We start from the raw sequence: 18375 nt of genomic DNA on the forward strand, positions 1-18375 counted from the left end.
CTTCCTCCCTAAGTTGATAAGGATTCAGAGAACAGCAATTATAATGCCAATCAAAAGTGGTGAAAAACCTAGACAAAATGAAGAGACTGGAGCGGAATCCGATCCACCCAGAGTGTAAAATGATCGGTTACCGCTCCGGCAAAACACGCAGCCGATCGGCCTGTCTCACCAAACTGGCAATCTTTGTCATTCTAAATTTTGAGATAAAGCGATGGTGCCCCCGGGGAGAATCGAACTCCCACTCACTAGGTGAAACAGATTTTGAGTCTGCCGCGTCTACCAATTCCGCCACAGGGGCAGGCAATACAGGTGCTGTTGCGCACCGTCCATCGACGGGCGGGATAATAGCTGTAAATTTCGCGGGGTCAATGGGGCTTTGTGCAAAAATGTTACTGATTTTGCGATCCCGAACTGCGTCATTGCGATCATCGGGAAAATGCGCTTTGATCGCGCCAAGTTTCAAGGCCAAGCGCCACCCGTCAAACGATCGTCAAACAAGATAAGGCGCATTTGCCGTGATCCGCAGTCTTTATGATTGGACCATGAATCTGGCCAGCCATCGCCATGCCGGATGGGCATTGTTTTTTATTGCCGTCATTGAAAGTTCGGTTTTTCCGATCCCGCCGGACATCCTTTTGATCCCCATGATCATTGCCGCCCCGACCCGGGCGTGGCGCTATGCGCTGATTTGCCTTGTCGGGTCCGTCCTTGGTGGCGTGATCGGTTATGGCATCGGGTATTTTCTGTTTGAAACGGTCGGGCGCCCGGTGCTTGAGCTTTATGGCTATGGTGCCAAGTTCGACCAGTTCCGGGACTATTATAATGACTGGGGGGCCTGGGCTGTATTTATCGCCGGGGTCACACCATTCCCCTATAAGGTGATTACGATCCTGTCTGGCGTAACCGCCCTTGATCCGCTGGTCTTTACCGTGGCATCGATTGCCGCGCGCGGTTTGCGGTTCTTTGTCATTGCGGCATTGATCTGGAAATTCGGCCCGGCGATCCGCGATTTCATCGAAAAACGTCTGGGCCTCGTTTTCACCATATTTATCGTGGTTCTTGTTGGTGGATTTGCCGCAATCAAACTGATTCCGCACGGCTAGTTCGATGAAGACATTTCAAGGAAGACGGGATTCGGATCTACTGATGTTAAAATTTCTTCGCCCGCACTACATGCCGGCCTTTGCGCCGATTATTCTGTTTCTGGTGTCCGTCGGAAGCATCGGCTTTGCCCTATATGCCCAATATGTGCAGAAATTGCTGCCCTGCATCCTGTGCCTTTATCAACGCAAGCCGTTCTATATCGTGATCGGGCTTTCTGTTCTGGCGCTCCTTCTGATCCGCTTTCCCAAGGCAGCACGTGCCATCGTCTATCTTTGCGGGCTGACCTTTGCGGTCGGTACCGGCATTGCGATTTACCATGTCGGGGTACAGGAACTGTGGTGGCAGGGCCCGGCCATGTGTGGTGGCGTGCAAAGTGGTGCAAGCTCCCTTGCCGAGCTCAAAGCGCAGCTTCTCGCCCAGCCGATCATTCGCTGTGACAAGATCGACTGGACCCTGTTTGGCATCACCATGCCAACGGTCAATGTGTTCTTTTCAGCAGCCCTGACGGTATTTTGCCTGATCGCACCGTCGCGCTGGATGAAAAAGTAACCACATAGCTTAGTCCGAAATCACATCAGACCGCCGGTATTGAAACTGGCGGTATTGAACCGCCCTCATAAACACCGCTTGAACCCGCCCACATCCTGGGCGGGTTTGTTTTTGATCGCAAACCCGCATAACGCGATCATTTGACCACAAAATGAACGATTCTTTATTTGATAATGAGAATTGTTATTGTTTGCACGAAATTCCCGGTTATATTTGCGCAGCGATTCCCTATGCAGAATCGCCATCAGACATCATGGACCACTCGCAGATCAAAGGACCGACCCAGGATTGCCCGACATGACGTTCCATCCGCAAATGACCAGCAGGATCGAAGGTATTTCACTCCTTGATGATTTGCGTTTCCGTCGCTGGAACGCGGCCATCACGGATTTGTGGCATGTCGAATGCGAACAGGAGGCCGGTGGCACCTATGTTTCGCGTGCGCCAAGGCTTGTTGCCATTCTCGACTGCATTGGCGACGGAAATGTCGAAGTTCGGGCATCAAGCGATACAATACAGCGTGGTCACCGTGGACAAGGATGCCTGTCCTATGTCCCGGCCGGGATGGAAGTATCTTCTGAAGTGCTTGGAAAGTGCCGGCTACGCCATCTTGATATTCATCTTGATGTCAATGCGCTTGAACAAAGTATCGGCAATGCATTTGACCGGATCGCGCTTGAAACACCGCGCATCGGTTTTTGCGATCCGCGGATCAATGCACTGGTTCGACTTCTGGCCGAAGAACTCGAGAACGGTCAGCCAAGTCCGCAAATCTATGGCGAGGGTCTGATAACAGCATTGGTATCAGCTCTTCTAACACCGATTCAGACTGAAGAGCCCCAACGCAAACGCGGCAAGCTTGCCCCTTATCAGTTGCGCAAGACTGTTGACTATATTGAACAGAATTGCGGTCGCACGATCCGCCTTGATGAATTGGCGCAACTGACCGGGTTGTCACAATCCTATTTCTGCTCGGCCTTCCGGGAATCCACCGGCATGCCACCCCAGCAATGGCAGATGAAAGCCCGGGTCGAGCGGGCAAAAAACCTTTTGAAAAAGGGTGACACACCGTTGGCATCCGTCGCCGTCGGTCTCGGTTTCGCTGATCAGGCACACCTGACCCGGGTATTTCGCAAAATCGTTGGCACAACCCCTGGCGCCTGGCGCAAGGAACAACTTGCCTAATTTTTGCCAAATTCCGTTCAATCCACCGAAATCCGGTTCAATATTCCACACCCGCGCGCGTGGTATCGAATTCTCATCATGAAAGATGACCCGCCGGTTCCCGCCCTGCTGGTCGTCGCAAAGACAACCTATACAGGGAATCCACAATGCGTTTTACAGGACAGAAACTGTCTTCGACCCTTTTGCTCGGCACGGCGCTTGCGCTGGTTTTTGCCGCCCCTCATTTTGCACTGGCGCAGTCCGCAGATGATGCGACAGCAAGCGAAGGCGAAACCACTAAAGCAGTGATCATCGAAGGCGAAGCCACAGTCGAGGCCGGTGACCCAACCCCGCCGGTTTATGCCGGTGGACAGGTTGCCACCGGGACGCGCCTTGGTGCCTTTGGCAACAAAGACACCATGGACACACCGATTGCAGCGACCGGCTACACCAGCGAACTGATCAAAAACCAGCAGGCACGCGACATTTCCGACGTGATGGATAACGATCCGTCGGTAATTAACACCAACGGGTTTGGCACCTTTGCCAATCGTTTCACCATTCGCGGTTTTGACCTGACGGCCGATGACGTCTCAATTGACGGGCTTTACGGCACAGCACCGCGTCAGTCGGTTGCCCTTGAAATGTTCGACCGCGTCGAGGTGATCAAAGGCGCCTCGGGCTTCTTGAATGGCATGGCACCTTCTTCCGGTGGCTTGGGTGGCAACATCAACCTTGTCCCGAAACGTGCCGGTGATAATCCGGTGACCAGCTTCACCGGCAGCTATGGCGCCACCAGCGAAGTCGGCGGACATTTTGATTTTGGCCGTCGCTTTGGTTCCGAAGATCAGTTCGGGGTGCGCACAAACGTCATGCACCGGGTCGGGGAAGCGTCCATCGAGGATGAAGATCGCGAAACGTCACTAGGTTCCATCGCCCTTGATTATCGCGGCAATGACACACGGATCACCTTTGATGCCGCGATCAACAAGCTCCGTGTTGAAGAAGGGCGCCCGACAGTTGCAGCAGGATCGCTGACGTCTCTTCCAAGCGCACCGTCCGGCTCGCACAACTTTGCTGCAGACGGTACCTATAGCGATCTCGAAGACAAATTTGCACAGCTTCGTTTTGAATATGACGCCACCGACAGCACCATGCTTTACACCGCGATTGGCGCGCATAATTCAGATGAGATCGGCGATTATTCGTCTGTCACCCTGACCGGTAGGGATGGCTCCGGCAACTTTGGCAGCCTTGCTACTGTTTATGAACGTGACGATGTCAGCGGTGTTGCCGGTATCCGTCAGGAATTCGAAACCGGCCCGGTCAAGCACGAGATCAATGCCGGAACCACAGCGATGTGGCAGGAAGCGCGTCAGAACTACAACTCGGGTTCCAACGTGGCTGGCAATATCTATAACAGCGGCCCATCAACCGTGGCCTTTGGTGACGCCGGGGACGCCAAGCTGAATGCCCACACAATCCTGACCAGCTACTTCATCGCCGATACCCTGAGCTTCATGGATGATAAAATCCACCTCACCGGCGGTGTACGTCGTCAAAATGTCAAATCGCGTGGTTATGACATTTCAACCGGTGCAAAAAATTCCAATTACGATTCTTCGGCCAACTCGCCAATGGCAGGCATCGTTGGCAACGTCACCGATCAAATTTCAGTCTATGCCAACTATATCGAAGGTCTGGCGAAGGGTGAAACCGTCACCAATGCGTCGGCGACCAACCGTGGCGAAACACTTGCTCCGTTCAAGACCGAACAGATGGAAGTCGGTGCAAAGTTTGACTTTGGCACCTTTGGCGGTAGCATTGCTCTGTTCCAGGCTGAAAAGCCTTCTGCCTTTCTTAATTCCAGCAACGTTTACACAACCGATGGCGAACAGCGTAACCGTGGCCTTGAACTGACGGCATTCGGTGAACCGGTTATTGGCACGCGCATTCTGGGTGGCATCACCTTTGTTGATGCCGAACTGACCAAAACCCAGAACGGCACCAACGATGGCAACACCGCACCGGGTGTACCGGAATATCAGGCAACTCTGGGTGCAGAATATGACCTGCCATTCCTTAACGGTGCAACAGTCGGTGGACGTCTGATCCATACTGCCTCGCAATACGTCAATACTGGCAACACGGTCGAAATTCCGTCCTGGACGCGATTTGACATGAGCGCGCGTTACGTAACCGAGCTTTATGATTATCCGGTCACCTTCCGCGCCAATATCGAAAACCTGACCGATAATGACTATTGGGAAACGGCCAGCACCCAGTGGAGCTATATGACCGTGGGCAAGCCGCTAACTGCAACCTTCTCTCTGACGGCCGACTTCTGATCGTCTGAGCTCTCTCATCACGGAGTAGCTCTGTAACAGCAAAGCCGACGGTGATATCGCCGTCGGCTTTTTTCGTGGCGCTTTTACAGGCTGAAACGGGCTGCCTAGAAGTCGTATTCCAGTTCCGTATCCCAGTACAAAAAATCCCGCCAGCTTTCGTGAAGATAGTTTGGCGGGAAGCGGCGTCCTGTTGACTGGAGTTCGTGCATGGTGGGCTGTCCCGGCGTCCTGCGCAGTCGCAGGCCCGCCTCGCGGACCGATCGGCTGCCCTTGAACAGGTTGCAGTCAGAACAGGCCGTGACGATGTTTTCCCAGTTTGTACGCCCGCCCCGCGCCCGCGGGATCACGTGATCAAAGGTCAGCTCGTTTGTCGGCAGACGATCACCGCAATACTGGCACGAAAATTCATCGCGCAGGAACACGTTGAACCGGGTGAAAGCCGGGCTGCTTTTAAGCGGGACATATTCCTTGAGCGATATGACGCTGGGCAGCTTCATTTTAAAGGATGGGGAACGTACTTCGCGGTCATATTCGGAAAGAACATCGACGCGTTCAAGAAAGACCGCCTTGAGCGTATCCTGCCAGGACCAAAGAGACAGCGGGAAGTAGCTCAACGGCCGGAAGTCGGCGTTAAGAACAAGTGCCGGACACGCATTGGGCGATAAATGCATATCATCCGCTCCACCGTGTTTACCGAGTCGCTTGCCTTATTTAGCAGGTTCGGGAATCGCTGGTGATGAACATATCATGACGTTTCACCAAACCGGGCGACGCGGCGACGTAAACCACTGATAGAGCAAAGTATAGACCAATTTAGCAAAAGCGCAAAGCTCGTGTTCCGCCGAGTCGCGTTTTATCGATGTCATGCCGCACCATCGCCCCAGAACAGCGCGGGAACCATGCTTGTGCGCGGCACAAAAAAAGCTGCACCACCGGCGATGGTACAGCTTGTTCCGTGGCCGTTTGACAAGCCAGCGATCAGAAAAACGAAAGGCCCGCCAGAAGCGAGCCCTCGTAAAATCTGTCTGTAAAGCAGAAGCCTGAATTAGGCAGCTTTTGCTTCAACAGCTTTGGCGACCTGGCGTTTGATTTTCACCAAATCTGCCGGCAGCTTTGCATTTGCAGTGCTGAGCAGATATGCATCCAGACCACCACGTTTTTCGATGGTGCGGACAGCATTGGTGGTCAGACGCAGACGCACCGAACGACCGAGCGACTCACTAAGCAGCGAGGTCGGCTGCAGGTTCGGGAGGAAACGACGTTTGGTACGATTGTGGGCGTGGCTCACATTCATGCCGACCAAAACGCCTTTGCCGGATACCGGGCAGCGACGTGCCATGACCTGATCTCCTGGTCTATAAATTCGCAAAAGGACGCTTGGCCTGAACATGCAGGCCCGCGCTTGGAAGCGGGTTAATACTGCCTATGACCAATGTCGTCAAGCCTTCATCAACCGAAAACCGCCACAAAAACGCTTATCCGAGCGGATTTGACGATAATCCGTGGTTTGGGTCGGTTTTTACCCAACTCAACCGCACGGAATCTGCGTCTTTTCAAACCGGCGCGACAATATCAAAGGCGACAAAAAGCAGCAATCGCCCCATATTCCAGGCACAAATCAACCGATTCCCCGACGGCCCGCAACCGATACCAGCCAGAATCGTGTTTTCAACGCCCGCACACAGCTTCGATTCCACATTCTGTCCGCAACGGCCTCAAACGACCCCAAACGACCCCACTGGCGGATCAATGGTCGATATGGACAGCTTATTGACACGGATCAAAACGCAAAGCTGCAAAGAATGGTAGCTTCAGCACCATGAGTTAAGAAATCCGTTTGGGGAGCATGACGGAACATGAAAACAGATAGCAAAGTATCACTGCCCCTTCTGGGCATTCTGCTGGTCGCGGTCGCAGGCCTGGTTCTTTATCTTGCCGGGTACGTTCTGGCCCATTTCGGCGTGCCTGTCGCTTCCTTCTGGATTTATGTCGCCCTGGCACTTGTTCCGGTTTGCTTCCTGGTGCTGATTGATTTCAGTCGCTGATCTGCCCCCAAGACAGAACAGCACAAAAACGGCCGATCACATGATGTGACAGGCCGTTTTTTTTATGCACACAGAGACTTTATGCCCGCACTCAGGGCACCCGTGATATCAGCCGCGCCCTAACGGTCGGAAAGGGATTTCAGCGGCGGGGTATCTTCGACCTGCCAATGGCAATCCAGACAGGGAAGCGCGCCCGGACGGGCAAAGAAATACCCCTGATAGGCATCAACCCCCAATGATTGCAGAAGGTTTCGCTGCTGGTCGGTTTCCACACCTTCGGCAATCACCTGCAAACCGAAACGATGCGCAATCAGGATCGCGCCTTCGATCACCACACGGGCATTCTCGTCCATTTCAAGGATAAAGGATTTGTCGATCTTGACCGCGTCGATCTGAATTTGATGCAGACGCGACAAGGATGAATATCCGGTCCCGAAATCGTCGATGTGAATGCCGATCCCCATATCGAACAGATCATCAATTACCCGGGAAATCATCGATCGCTGGCGTTCTTCAAAGATTGATTCGGTAACTTCGAGAATAAGCCGCGTTGGTACCATTCCCGTTTCACTCAGGATTTGCGCCACCATTTCGGTAAATCCGGGTGCCACAAGCTGACGGATCGAGACATTGACAGCGATCTTTGTTTCGTCATCCCCGTCCGTTGCAGCACATATTTCCCGACAGGCTGTCCGCAAGCACCATTCGCCAATTTCAACGATCAAGGCACTTTCTTCGGCAATCGGAATGAATTCGTCGGGCGGCACAAGGCCAAGCTCATTGCTGTTCCAGCGCAGCAATGCCTCGTAAGAGACGATCTGGCCATCATCGGCATCAATGACCGGCTGATATTCAAGATAGAACTCACCAATGCCAAGGGCACGACGAAGGGCCTGATTGATGGCAAGGCGGCGTTCCTGTTCGGTCAGAAGTGTTTTGTCATAGTTGCGCACACTGCCACGCCCGGATCGCTTGACCTCGGCCGCGGCAAGGTCGGCCCAATGGATCAGTTCGGAAATTCCCGGGTTTTTGGCCGCAGCAAACGCCACACCGGTGCTGAACCCGACATGAAGCGAATGCCCACAGATCATGATGGGCTGACTGATTGAAGCACGCGCCTTCTCAATCGTATTTTCAACCAGCCCATGCAGTTCATCATGCGGAGCTGCAAGCACCATCAGGAATTCATCCCCGCCCCAGCGTCCCACCGCGTGCTGATCATCGACATAAGCCTTCAGACGGTCACTGACAATACGCAGGACCTCGTCGCCGATGGCATGACTAAGCCCGTCATTGATCTGTTTGAAGCGATCAAGATCGATGAACAGAACCGCGTAATCAAGGTCATCAAATGATTGGCGTTTCTGATTGAACCAGGCCGCAATGCCATCGCGGTTCAGAATGCCGGTCAGGGCGTCATGTTCGACCAGATTTCTGAGTTCCTCGGTCCGTTCTTCGACCCGCGCTTCAAGCGTCGCATTCCAGTTTTCCATGATGCGGTTTTTCTGGCGCAAATCTTCGACCAGACCGTCATTTCGATGTTTCAGCACCAGTGACCGGAACAGGACAACGTGATTGTTCCGATGCGTAACCAGCATCACCATCAAAAAGATGATGGTCATGATGGCAAGAACATAGTTGGCATCGGCCATGACCGTAAAAATGATTACCGGCGGAAACAGAAGTGCCGTCAGATAGAGCCGCCCGACCAAGAATATCGGCGCCAAAATCCCCGTGGCACCGCCCGCCAGACCGGCAAACATGATCAATGTCATGAACTGGCTTTCGCCGCGCACGATCGGAATTTCAATAATACCGATCACAGCCCACAAGATGGCGGCCGACAGGACACCAAGCGCATATCGCCGCTGCCAGATATGAAAGGCATCGGCATCGAGTTCCGCGACCTTTGCGCGTTCACGATGATAAAGATACCCGCCCCACAGACGAACAGCACATAAAACAGCAAGGATTACAGACCACCAAACGGTGATCGCAACCAGATCCCCCAGCAACCCCAGAATGATCACAAGGCCGCCTGCTGCGGCAAGATTGACAATGATATTTGCCCAGTTGTTGCGATAGGCCAGATCCAGCAGGTCACGGCGGACCTTGCCGGTGATCTCGTCACCGGCTTGTAGTGCAATTTGGGGATCAACAAATCGGCTTGCGATCTTTTTGACCAAACCGGCACATTTTTCCATCTGGTCTGGTTGCCTCTGACATCGTCGCTTGAACTTACAATCCTATAGATAGGTACTATTCAACGACAACGAGAATATCGACAACAACAAAGATCGGATAAATCCACCCCCCTGATTTGGCCATCAAAAGAACGGGATCAGGGGCTTCAATCCCCGATCCCGTTCGATCACATCAGAAAATCAAAATATTTCAAACACCTGACCGGTCTGAAGACCTTCGACCGATTTGGCATAGCCAAGAGCCGCACGGGCAGCAGGCACCGGATCATGGCCACGGAAATAGGGGGCGTAGCCTTCCATCGCCTCGGTGATAACGCCCGGGCTGACCGCGTTGATTCGATGTCCCGGCTTCATTTCAATGGCCGCCGACTTCACAAACCCTTCGATTGCGCCATTCACCATGGAGGCCGAACTGCCAAACTCGATCGGATCCTTGGCCAGAATGCCGGTGGTCAGCGTAAAGGATGCCCGGTCCGCAACATAGTCCCGCCCGATCAGGATCAGATTGATCTGCCCGAACAGTTTGTCATCAATCCCGATGCGGTATTTGTCTTCGTCCATGTCGGCGAAATCGCCAAAATGGACCTTGCCGGTGGTTGAAACCACCGCATCCACCGTTCCGACCTTTTCAAACATCGCGCGAATGGAAGCCTTGTCTTTCAGGTCTACATTCACATCACCGCTGTTGCGTGACGCGCGGATGATTTCGTGACGCGGCGACAATTCGGCATCAACACCTTTGCCAATAATCCCAGATGCGCCGATCAAAAGAACCTTCATGTCATCCTCCTTAGATGAAAACTGCAATGACTGGATGATTTCACAGAACAGTTGGCGCGATAATCTGGATAATCCCGAACCATTCGTTTAGTATTTTAAACAATGAAAGATTATCTCAGCGAAATGCGCAGCTTTGCTGCGGTTATAAAACAGGGCAGTTTCACCGATGCCGCCCGCGCCACCGGCGTGTCCAAGGGCCTGATCAGCCAACATGTCAAACGGCTTGAAGATGTTCTTGGCGCGCAATTGCTGTTTCGGTCGACCCGGAAACTGGAACTGACCGAAATCGGTGTGACCTTTCTGGAATATTGCGAAACGATCACCCAAAGCGCCGATGCCGCGTTCGAGGCGGTCGAAGCCCTGCGCGGGGAGCCGGTCGGCACCGTGCGCATCACGGTTCCCGTGTCGTTTGGCGAGATGTTTTTGCAAGACATCATCGTGGCCTTTCAACAGGCCCACCCACGTATCCAGATCGAAATGGAACTGGAAAACACGTTCCGTGACCTGCAATCAGCCCATATCGATATCGCCATTCGCGCCGGCCTGACTGATGATCCCGATCAGGTCGCCATTCCGCTTGGTCAACTTTCCGAATTGATCTGTGCCAGCCCCGAATACTGGCAAGCCCATCCCAAACCGCAAACGCCGGCCGATCTTGCCCATCACAACTGTCTGGTCAATTTTCAGTATTACAAGGACCGCAAATGGGTTTTCTTTTCCGATGACGGACCAACATCCATCACGGCCGAAGGCAATTTGCGCCTGAACCATTATCCGCTGATCCGCAATGCCACGGTTCAGGGACTGGGCGTTGCGCGTTTGCCTCGATATGTCGCCATGCCTGAAATTCGCGCCGGCCGGATCGAAACAGCCCTTGAAAGTTATCGGTCACCTTTGCGACCGATCTATCTTGTTTATCCCTATCAGGGGAATCTGCCGATCAAGAACCGGCTGATGATCGATTTCATCCGCAACTGGTTTGCCGATCGCCCGGACTTGCTTGAAACCACATCGACATCGCAAAGCGATCAGAACTGATCCGCCAACAGCCGAACATCATCGGGGCTCATGCCATCTTCGCGCATTGATCGCAGGGTCTTTGACTTGTCGCGTTTGGCAAATCGTTTGCCATCAGGACCGGTCAGAAGCCCGTGGTGGTGATATTCCGGAACGTCATAGCCCAGAAGTTCCTGCAACAAACGGTGCAGATGGCTGGCAAAGAACAAATCCTGCCCGCGGGTGACAAGACTGATCCCCTGAAGATGATCATCATGGGTCACGGAAACATGATAGCTGGTTGGTGTATCCTTACGCGCCAGAACCACATCGCCAAAGATTTCCGGGGTCGCGATCTGTCGCCCGACGGCGCGGTCAAACCACACCAGTTCGCGCCCGACACGTTTGATCGCGCCATCCATATCCAGTCGCAGGGCAAAGCTTTCCCCGGCCGCAATCCTGTCTGAACGTTCCTGGACGGAACAATGGCGACATGTCCCGGGATAAAGCGCCCCATCGGGCCCGTGCGGTGCATTGCCGATCCGTTCGATTTCGGCCTGAATGTCCTTGCGGGTACAGAAACAAGGATACAGCAACCCCATTTCCGTCAGGCGATCCAGCACCGCCTGGTAATCGGCGAAATGTTCTGATTGAACACGCACCGGTTCTTCCCATCGAAGGCCAAGCCAGGCTAGGTCTTCGAAAATCGCATGCAGATATTCCGGGCGGCACCGGGTTTGATCGATATCTTCGATCCGCAAAAGAAAACGGCCATGCGGCCCGGCCTGTTTCATTGAAAACAGCGCGGATGCCGCATGGCCAAGATGCAGATATCCGGTCGGGCTTGGTGCAAATCGGGTGATCGCCGTCATCCTTTGCGCACCCTGCCCTTACCAGCGGTCGCGGTCACCCGCAGCGCGGTCGCGTGCCTGGCCGCCATCGGCGGGCACATGGCGCATCGGGCGTTTGGGTTGACGCGCACCCTGTTCATCAAACAGGTCCGAAAGCTCGGCAAGCATTGTACCGCCAAGTTCTTCGGGATCATTGATCGTCACGGCACGCCGGTAATAGCGTGTCACGTCATGGCCGATACCAATCGCCAGAAGTTCGACCGGTGATCTGGTTTCGATCCATTCGATCACTTCGCGCAAATGCCGTTCCAGATAATTTCCGGAATTGACCGAAAGCGTCGAATCATCGACCGGCGCACCATCGGAAATCACCATCAGAATCCGGCGTTGCTCGGAACGACCAAGCAAACGTTCATGGGCCCAAAGCAGTGCTTCGCCGTCGATATTTTCCTTAAGCAGCCCTTCGCGCAACATCAGACCAAGGTTTTTGCGTGCCCGACGCCACGGCGTATCGGCCGCCTTGTAGATGATGTGGCGCAGATCATTCAGGCGTCCCGGTTTGGGGGGTTTGCCACTATCGACCCAGCGTTCGCGTGACTGACCACCTTTCCACTGACGGGTGGTGAAACCGAGAATTTCGACTTTCACACCGCAGCGTTCCAGCGTGCGTGCCAGAATATCGGCCGACAGGGCGGCAATCGTGATCGGACGCCCCCGCATGGAGCCGGAATTGTCGATCAGAAGGGTCACGACCGTATCGCGGAAATCGGTATCCTGCTCCTGCTTGAACGACAGTGACGTCGACGGAGTTGCCACGATACGGGCAAGCTTGGCCGCATCAAGAATGCCTTCTTCCAGATCGAAGTCCCAGCCACGGTTCTGCTGTGCCATCAGGCGGCGCTGCAACCGGTTGGCAAGGCGCGACACCACGTTCTGAAGGTTGGCAAGCTGCTTATCAAGCATTGCGCGCAACCGCGACAATTCAAGGTTTTCGCACAGGTCATCGGCGGTTACGACTTCGTCATATTCGCGCGTGAAGGGCTCATAGCCGCGTTCGACCGGTTCGTTCCGACCATCAAATTCCGGCTGTTCGCCCGGTCCGGCAGGCTTTTCTTCCTGCGACATGGCTTCAAGCTGCTGATCGTCGATATCGCCTTCGCCGGCTTCGGCATCTTCGGACCCGGCTTCCTGTTGCTGGTCACTGCCATCGGGTTCGGAATCGTCATTCTGGCCCTGCTGACCGCCCTGACTTTCCATCTCTTCCTGTTCCGGGTCGTTTTCGCCTTCCTTGTTTTCGTCGTCCTCGCCTTCCTGTTCGGGCGGGGCGTCATCAAGGTCGTCTTCCAGCGACAAATGATCAAGCAAACGGCGCATGCCGCGGGCAAAAGCTTCCTGATCATCAAGAACATCACGCAGGTCCGAAAGATCAGCCCCGGCGTTTTCTTCGATATGGGTCCGCCACAGATCAATCAGCGGACGGGCACTTTCCGGTGCGCGTTCGCCGGTAAAAATCTCTCGGGCCAGCATGCCGATCGCATCGGCAAACGGTGCGTCGTCCCGCGATGTCAGGCGATGAAAGTTCTTGGCGTGGCAATCCTGTTCGGCATGGTCACGCAGGTTTTTCCGCACCCCGGGGAAATAGCGTGATCCCACGGCCTCGACCCGTGCTGTTTCAAGCGCATCGTAAACAGCCTGAGCCTCGGCTGTTTCCGGCATGCGTTTGGCATGCAGGGCAACGTCATGGTGGCGCATTTTAAGCGCCCAGCCATCGGCAATGCCGCGCAGGTCTGCGACTTCGTCCTTGGGCAATGCCTGTTTGGGCATGGGCAAACGGACATGTTCGCCATATCCGCCCGGACGCCCGCCTTTGACAAAGCCGACTTCCAGATCATTGCGCCCGGCAAGCGCGCGAAATGTCGCCGCCGTGCCGCGCAAGAACCCGGAAAGAGCCTCATCATTCTTCATCTTACTACTCGCTTGTGGGACCAGCTCGCCAATCTGCTTTAAGGACACGCCTTAGCGCACCATCACATTGATGGCTTCTTCAGGCAGCTCTTCGCCAAAGCAACGCTGATAATATTCCGCCAGGATCGGGCGTTCGACCTCGTCGCAACGATTAAGGAACGTCACCCGGAACGCATAGGAAATATCACCAAAGATCTTGGCGTTTTCGGCCAGCGTAATCACGGTACGCGGGCTCATGACAGTCGAAATATCGCCAGACACAAATCCCTGACGGGTCAGGTTGGCAAGAGCCACCATTGCTTCGATCTTCTGGCGGCCTTCGGCAGTATCAAACGCCGGAACCTTGGCAGCAACGATGTTGGTTTCATCGGCAACCGACAGATAGTTCAGTGTGGCGACAATCGACCAACGGTCCATCTGGGCCTGGTTGATCTGCTGGGTGCCGTGATACAGGCCGGTGGTATCGCCAAGACCAACCGTGTTTGACGTTGCAAACAGGCGGAAATGCGAATGCGGGTGGATGACCTTGTTCTGATCAAGAAGGGTCAGCTTGCCATCGACTTCCAGAACACGCTGGATCACGAACATGACGTCCGGACGACCGGCATCATATTCATCAAACACCATCGCGACCGGGCGTTTGAGCGCCCAGGGCAGAATGCCTTCGCGGAATTCGGTGATCTGTTTGCCATCCCGCAGAACGATTGCGTCCTTGCCGATCAGATCGATACGGCTGATGTGACTGTCAAGGTTGACGCGCACACACGGCCAGTTCAGACGCGATGCCACCTGTTCGATATGGGTCGATTTGCCCGTACCGTGATACCCCTGGATCATCACACGGCGGTTGTGGGCAAAGCCCGCAAGAATGGCCAGCGTGGTGTCGCGGTCAAAACGATAGGTCGGATCAGCGACCGGTACATGTTCGCTGCCCTGGCTGAATGCCGGGACTTCCATATCAACATCAATCCCGAACGTTTCGCGCACGGAAATGGTGGTATCTGGGGCATCAAGCGGATGTTCTGCCGCCGCACCCGTCGCTTCGTAACCTTGGCTCATAAGTACTCGCGCATTTCTCGGACCGACGCTGGTGACGCGGTCGTTTCGTTAAACTTGCTCATTAATAGCGGTTTAGGCGCATCACTCAAAGGGAAGATGCGCAAAAAATCTCTATTACCGCAAAAGGTTTGCTCGATAAGACATCCCCGATACGCAAACCGCAACCAGATTGACCAGATTTTTTGGAATTATTGCAGCGGAACCGGCCCGCTTACAGGGTCACGCGGGCCTCAAGATCGCGGATATAGCTCATAAGCGAACTATAGGCCGCGCTGATCTTTTTAAAGCGTTCCTCGGCCACCTTGTCACCGCCATTGGCGTCGGGATGGTATTTTTTGGACAGTGCCTTGTATTTGGCCTTGAGCTCGTCCCGGGTGAACGGCCAGCCAAGATCAAGGGTCGCCATCGCCTGTTGCTGTTCGCTGGGCATGCCAAGGGCACCTGCACGGCGCTGGGCATCTTCGCTTTTGCGACGCTGTTCGGCGCGGGCATCGCCGCCCGGACCATGATGGGTCTGGTCACCGTCTTCGTTGAAGAAGCCGAACCCGTCCTTGAATTTGAAATTGAACGGCTTTTTGGAACCGCGAATATGTCCGAACTTCCAGGTCGGGCGCTGCCAGTGGGTATCGCGACGCACGTCGTTTTCGATATCCTCGGCTTTCATGCCTTCATAATAGTTCCAGGATTTGTTGTATTCGCGCACGTGATCAAGGCAGAACTTGTAATAGTCACGCAGCTTGCGATCCTTGGGCGCGCGAAATTCACCATGGCCGTCACAGCCCGGCCAATCACAATCGGGCAGGATCGGTTCATTGTGATACAGCGTCTTGCGCTTGTTGCGGTGTCCTCGGTTCATCTGGGTCTATATGTTCTGAAAATCGATGCACGCAATATCATACGGATCGATTAAATGCGATAAAAGGCTTGAAAAACTGCCATTGCGTGCCAGAACCTGTCACACAGTTCAAATTTTGCACCCGATTGCAAACATCCGCAGAAAACAGAGGCCCTTATCATGCAGGTAGCCAATCAGATCCGTGACATTCTGACCGAACATTTCAGCCCGGTCGAGTTACAGATCATCGACGACTCCTCCAAACATGCCGGTCATTCCGGTGCCGATCCGCGCGGCGAGTCCCATTTTTCGGTCCTGGTGGTGTCTGAAAAATTCGAAGGTCAGAACCGTGTCAATCGTCAACGCCTGGTTTATGGCGCGCTTGACACCCTGCTTAAGGAACGCGTGCATGCGCTGGCCCTGAAAACCATGACGCCCGATGAATACAAGGCGGCGCTTGCCAATAGAACCAATTAAATACAATTCCGTATCGTGAAATCAACCTAGACGTTCACCCCGATTAGGCGCAATGCTTGTGACACAAGCCGGTCCGCAAGCATTGCCGGACCGGCACGGATGCCCGCCAATGGCATCTGTTTCAATCGGGAGGACTACGTAATGACTAAACGCCTGCTGATGGCGAGTATTGCGCTTGCCATTTCCGGATCTGCATATGCCCAGGCACCTGCACCGGACAATCTCGAAAAACTTTCAAACTTCCAATCCACCGGCACCACTGAATTCACCGTCATCGAACAGGGCGGCGATTACGCAGAAGGCATCAAAAGGACGCTTGAACGCATCAAGCTTCCAGCCGGTTTCAAAATCGGCCTTTATGCCATCGTGCCAGATGCACGCCATATTGCCGTTGGCCCGCAAGGTGTCGTGACATTCGTCGGCACGCGCAAGGACAAGGTCTGGTCCGTCACTGACCGCAACAAGGACAGGGTCGCCGACGAGGTCAAGGACTTTGCCCCGTCGCTTCGTTTCAGCATTCCGAACGGTCCGTGCTTCTCGCCCGACGGGATGCTTTATATCGCCGAACAGAACCGCGTGCTGACCTTCCCGGCGGCCGAGTTCTTTTATGAAAGCCCGGATGTCGCGGCCTTTAATGTTGTCAAACAGGGCGACCTGATCCCGCCATCCGAGGAAAGCTATAACCACACGGCACGCGTCTGCAAAATCGGCCCGGATGGCAAACTTTATATCTCGTTGGGGCAGCCCTTCAACGTTGCGCCCGCCGACAAGCTTGATCTGTATCGCGAAGTCGGGATTGGCGGCATCATCCGCATCAATGCCGATGGATCAGGGCGCGAAGTTTATACCTATGGGGTGCGGAACTCTGTCGGTCATGACTTCCACCCGGAAACCGGTGAACTGTGGTGGACCGACAACCAGGTTGACGGCATGGGTGATGATATCCCGCCCGGTGAAATCAACCGTCAGACGGCCGCCGGTCAGCATTTCGGTCATCCGTGGTATGGCGGTGGCGATGTTCGCACCAATGAATATGCTGGTCAGGAAGTGCCCTATGACGTGGTGATGCCCGCGGTTGAAACCGTGGCCCATGCCGCGGATCTTGGCATGACGTTCTATACGGGCAAGATGTTCCCGGCCAAATACAAGAATGCGATTTTCTCGGCCCAGCACGGGTCCTGGAACCGCACGACACCGGTCGGTGCACGCGTGATGGTGACCTTCATTGATGCCGAAGGAAACGCCAGCACCGAACCATTCGCCGAAGGCTGGATCGACGAGAATGAAGAATATCTTGGTCGTCCGGTCGATGTTGCCCAGTTGCGTGACGGTTCGATCATTGTTTCCGATGATCTGGCCGGTGCGCTGTATCGCATCTGGTATGAGGGCAATTGATGCGTATTGTGATGATCGCACTTCTCGGCGGGCTTTTGCCCGCCGGGACCTTGATGGCCCAGGACGCATCCACAGACCTTCAGGACGGGCGCAAGGTTGCGGGCATGTGCCGCACCTGTCACGGACTGGATGGCAAGGCCCGTATTCCGATTGCCCCGCATATTGGCGGCGAACCGGTCGATTATCTGATCAGTCAGCTTCAGGCATTCAAAACCGGCAGCCGCGAACATGAAATGATGACGGTGGTCGCACGCGGATTATCCGATGATCAGATCGGCAAGGTCGCCCTGTGGTTCAATCATTTCACGATCAATGCCACCCTGCCCGCTGGTACGTCCGAAGACGACGCGCCGGAACTGTGTGTCGGGTGTCATGGTGTAAACGGTATTTCCGAGCTTGATGATGCGCCCAATCTGGCCGGGGAAACCAACATCTATATCGAAACGCAGCTTAAGGCATTCCGGACGGGCAAACGGACGCATGATGTCATGACCCCGATTGCCCAGGATCTTGACGAAACCGAAATGCAGGAAGCCGCCGACTGGTATAGCAAGATCACCATCGACATCACCGACCCGGCGCCAAAGTAAGGCCCCGATACCC

Annotated in this window: 18 protein-coding genes and 1 tRNA gene; 10 read left to right on the forward strand and 9 right to left on the reverse strand. The window is 54.5% G+C overall.

The annotated features are described in order from the left end of the window. Window positions 1–212: 212 nt before the first annotated feature. Window positions 213–298: transfer RNA gene (locus tag M9H61_RS10835), tRNA-Leu, on the reverse strand. Between the two features lie 217 nt (window positions 299–515). Here M9H61_RS10835 and M9H61_RS10840 point away from each other — a divergent pair. From M9H61_RS10840 to M9H61_RS10855, 4 genes are all read left to right on the forward strand, one after another. Beyond that, window positions 516–1103: a YqaA family protein gene (locus tag M9H61_RS10840; RefSeq protein WP_068519748.1), complete on the forward strand. Its 588-nt coding sequence runs from the start codon at window positions 516–518 to the stop codon at window positions 1101–1103. 43 nt (window positions 1104–1146) lie between these two features. Further along, on the forward strand, window positions 1147–1653 hold the full coding sequence (locus M9H61_RS10845; RefSeq protein ID WP_250280415.1) for a disulfide bond formation protein B: 507 nt from the start codon (window positions 1147–1149) through the stop codon (window positions 1651–1653). A gap of 297 nt (window positions 1654–1950) precedes the next feature. After that, a complete protein-coding gene (locus tag M9H61_RS10850; protein WP_250280416.1) occupies window positions 1951–2838 on the forward strand; it encodes an AraC family transcriptional regulator in 888 nt (295 codons plus the stop codon). A 146-nt stretch (window positions 2839–2984) separates the two neighbouring features. After that, on the forward strand, window positions 2985–5165 hold the full coding sequence (locus tag M9H61_RS10855) for a TonB-dependent siderophore receptor (protein WP_250280417.1): 2181 nt from the start codon (window positions 2985–2987) through the stop codon (window positions 5163–5165). Between the two features lie 104 nt (window positions 5166–5269). On the opposite strand, the gene M9H61_RS10860 is transcribed toward M9H61_RS10855, so the two are convergent. Beyond that, window positions 5270–5836, reverse strand: a complete 567-nt coding sequence (locus tag M9H61_RS10860; RefSeq protein ID WP_068519752.1) for an HNH endonuclease — start codon at window positions 5834–5836, stop codon at window positions 5270–5272. Window positions 5837–6210: 374 nt separating this feature from the next. Beyond that, a complete protein-coding gene (gene rpmB, locus M9H61_RS10865) occupies window positions 6211–6504 on the reverse strand; it encodes a 50S ribosomal protein L28 (RefSeq protein WP_008889909.1) in 294 nt (97 codons plus the stop codon). A gap of 86 nt (window positions 6505–6590) precedes the next feature. Between rpmB and M9H61_RS10870 the strand changes: the two genes are divergently transcribed. Both M9H61_RS10870 and M9H61_RS10875 read left to right on the forward strand, forming a co-directional pair. Further along, the gene (locus M9H61_RS10870) at window positions 6591–6974 is read left to right on the forward strand and encodes a hypothetical protein (RefSeq protein WP_250280418.1); all 384 of its coding nucleotides are present in this window, start codon (window positions 6591–6593) and stop codon (window positions 6972–6974) included. A gap of 47 nt (window positions 6975–7021) precedes the next feature. Then, on the forward strand, window positions 7022–7210 hold the full coding sequence (locus M9H61_RS10875) for a hypothetical protein (protein WP_068519754.1): 189 nt from the start codon (window positions 7022–7024) through the stop codon (window positions 7208–7210). Between the two features lie 119 nt (window positions 7211–7329). Here M9H61_RS10875 and M9H61_RS10880 read toward each other — a convergent pair whose 3' ends face one another. Together M9H61_RS10880 and M9H61_RS10885 are read right to left on the reverse strand one after the other, a co-directional pair. After that, window positions 7330–9414 (reverse strand): bifunctional diguanylate cyclase/phosphodiesterase, encoded by a 2085-nt coding sequence (locus M9H61_RS10880; RefSeq protein ID WP_250280419.1) that lies wholly within the window; start codon window positions 9412–9414, stop codon window positions 7330–7332. 180 nt (window positions 9415–9594) lie between these two features. Next, window positions 9595–10194, reverse strand: a complete 600-nt coding sequence (locus M9H61_RS10885; RefSeq protein WP_250280421.1) for a short chain dehydrogenase — start codon at window positions 10192–10194, stop codon at window positions 9595–9597. A 102-nt stretch (window positions 10195–10296) separates the two neighbouring features. On the opposite strand from M9H61_RS10885, the gene M9H61_RS10890 reads away from it, so the two are divergent. Further along, on the forward strand, window positions 10297–11232 hold the full coding sequence (locus tag M9H61_RS10890; protein WP_250280422.1) for a LysR family transcriptional regulator: 936 nt from the start codon (window positions 10297–10299) through the stop codon (window positions 11230–11232). Here M9H61_RS10890 and gluQRS read toward each other — a convergent pair. The 4 genes from gluQRS to M9H61_RS10910 all read right to left on the reverse strand — a co-directional run bounded on the left by gluQRS (window position 11223) and on the right by M9H61_RS10910 (window position 15921). Continuing rightward, complete coding sequence (gene gluQRS, locus M9H61_RS10895; protein ID WP_250280423.1) at window positions 11223–12062, reverse strand: tRNA glutamyl-Q(34) synthetase GluQRS; 840 nt, start codon at window positions 12060–12062, stop codon at window positions 11223–11225. The genes M9H61_RS10890 and gluQRS overlap by 10 nt on opposite strands. An 18-nt stretch (window positions 12063–12080) precedes the next feature. Continuing rightward, window positions 12081–14006: a cobaltochelatase subunit CobT gene (cobT, locus tag M9H61_RS10900; protein WP_068519758.1), complete on the reverse strand. Its 1926-nt coding sequence runs from the start codon at window positions 14004–14006 to the stop codon at window positions 12081–12083. A gap of 51 nt (window positions 14007–14057) precedes the next feature. Beyond that, a complete protein-coding gene (gene cobS, locus M9H61_RS10905; protein WP_068519759.1) occupies window positions 14058–15065 on the reverse strand; it encodes a cobaltochelatase subunit CobS in 1008 nt (335 codons plus the stop codon). Window positions 15066–15276: 211 nt separating this feature from the next. After that, window positions 15277–15921: a J domain-containing protein gene (locus tag M9H61_RS10910; protein ID WP_250280424.1), complete on the reverse strand. Its 645-nt coding sequence runs from the start codon at window positions 15919–15921 to the stop codon at window positions 15277–15279. Between the two features lie 159 nt (window positions 15922–16080). On the opposite strand from M9H61_RS10910, the gene M9H61_RS10915 reads away from it, so the two are divergent. The 3 genes from M9H61_RS10915 to M9H61_RS10925 all read left to right on the forward strand — a co-directional run bounded on the left by M9H61_RS10915 (window position 16081) and on the right by M9H61_RS10925 (window position 18362). Continuing rightward, complete coding sequence (locus M9H61_RS10915) at window positions 16081–16377, forward strand: BolA family transcriptional regulator (RefSeq protein ID WP_068519761.1); 297 nt, start codon at window positions 16081–16083, stop codon at window positions 16375–16377. Window positions 16378–16518: 141 nt separating this feature from the next. After that, window positions 16519–17772 carry a sorbosone dehydrogenase family protein gene (locus tag M9H61_RS10920; protein ID WP_250280425.1) on the forward strand — a complete coding sequence of 418 codons (1254 nt, stop codon included), beginning with the start codon at window positions 16519–16521 and terminating at the stop codon, window positions 17770–17772. Further along, a complete protein-coding gene (locus M9H61_RS10925) occupies window positions 17772–18362 on the forward strand; it encodes a cytochrome c (RefSeq protein ID WP_068519763.1) in 591 nt (196 codons plus the stop codon). The genes M9H61_RS10920 and M9H61_RS10925 overlap by 1 nt, the downstream gene beginning before the upstream one ends. The last annotated feature ends 13 nt before the right edge of the window (window positions 18363–18375 follow it).

Source organism: Thalassospira sp. GO-4, from assembly GCF_023588965.1.
Taxonomy (GTDB): domain Bacteria; phylum Pseudomonadota; class Alphaproteobacteria; order Rhodospirillales; family Thalassospiraceae; genus Thalassospira; species Thalassospira povalilytica.

Bases quoted from the DNA above. Each gene is read 5' to 3' on its own strand.
- M9H61_RS10860 (WP_068519752.1), bottom strand. From the start codon at position 5,836: ATGCATTTATCGCCCAATGCGTGTCCGGCACTTGTTCTTAACGCCGAC.
- M9H61_RS10920 (WP_250280425.1), top strand. From the start codon at position 16,519: ATGACTAAACGCCTGCTGATGGCGAGTATTGCGCTTGCCATTTCCGGA.
- M9H61_RS10915 (WP_068519761.1), top strand. From the start codon at position 16,081: ATGCAGGTAGCCAATCAGATCCGTGACATTCTGACCGAACATTTCAGC.
- M9H61_RS10845 (WP_250280415.1), top strand. From the start codon at position 1,147: ATGTTAAAATTTCTTCGCCCGCACTACATGCCGGCCTTTGCGCCGATT.
- M9H61_RS10850 (WP_250280416.1), top strand. From the start codon at position 1,951: ATGACGTTCCATCCGCAAATGACCAGCAGGATCGAAGGTATTTCACTC.
- gluQRS (WP_250280423.1), bottom strand. From the start codon at position 12,062: ATGACGGCGATCACCCGATTTGCACCAAGCCCGACCGGATATCTGCAT.
- M9H61_RS10855 (WP_250280417.1), top strand. From the start codon at position 2,985: ATGCGTTTTACAGGACAGAAACTGTCTTCGACCCTTTTGCTCGGCACG.
- M9H61_RS10870 (WP_250280418.1), top strand. From the start codon at position 6,591: ATGACCAATGTCGTCAAGCCTTCATCAACCGAAAACCGCCACAAAAAC.
- cobT (WP_068519758.1), bottom strand. From the start codon at position 14,006: ATGAAGAATGATGAGGCTCTTTCCGGGTTCTTGCGCGGCACGGCGGCG.
- M9H61_RS10885 (WP_250280421.1), bottom strand. From the start codon at position 10,194: ATGAAGGTTCTTTTGATCGGCGCATCTGGGATTATTGGCAAAGGTGTT.
- M9H61_RS10880 (WP_250280419.1), bottom strand. From the start codon at position 9,414: ATGGAAAAATGTGCCGGTTTGGTCAAAAAGATCGCAAGCCGATTTGTT.
- rpmB (WP_008889909.1), bottom strand. From the start codon at position 6,504: ATGGCACGTCGCTGCCCGGTATCCGGCAAAGGCGTTTTGGTCGGCATG.
- M9H61_RS10875 (WP_068519754.1), top strand. From the start codon at position 7,022: ATGAAAACAGATAGCAAAGTATCACTGCCCCTTCTGGGCATTCTGCTG.
- M9H61_RS10925 (WP_068519763.1), top strand. From the start codon at position 17,772: ATGCGTATTGTGATGATCGCACTTCTCGGCGGGCTTTTGCCCGCCGGG.
- cobS (WP_068519759.1), bottom strand. From the start codon at position 15,065: ATGAGCCAAGGTTACGAAGCGACGGGTGCGGCGGCAGAACATCCGCTT.
- M9H61_RS10890 (WP_250280422.1), top strand. From the start codon at position 10,297: ATGAAAGATTATCTCAGCGAAATGCGCAGCTTTGCTGCGGTTATAAAA.
- M9H61_RS10910 (WP_250280424.1), bottom strand. From the start codon at position 15,921: ATGAACCGAGGACACCGCAACAAGCGCAAGACGCTGTATCACAATGAA.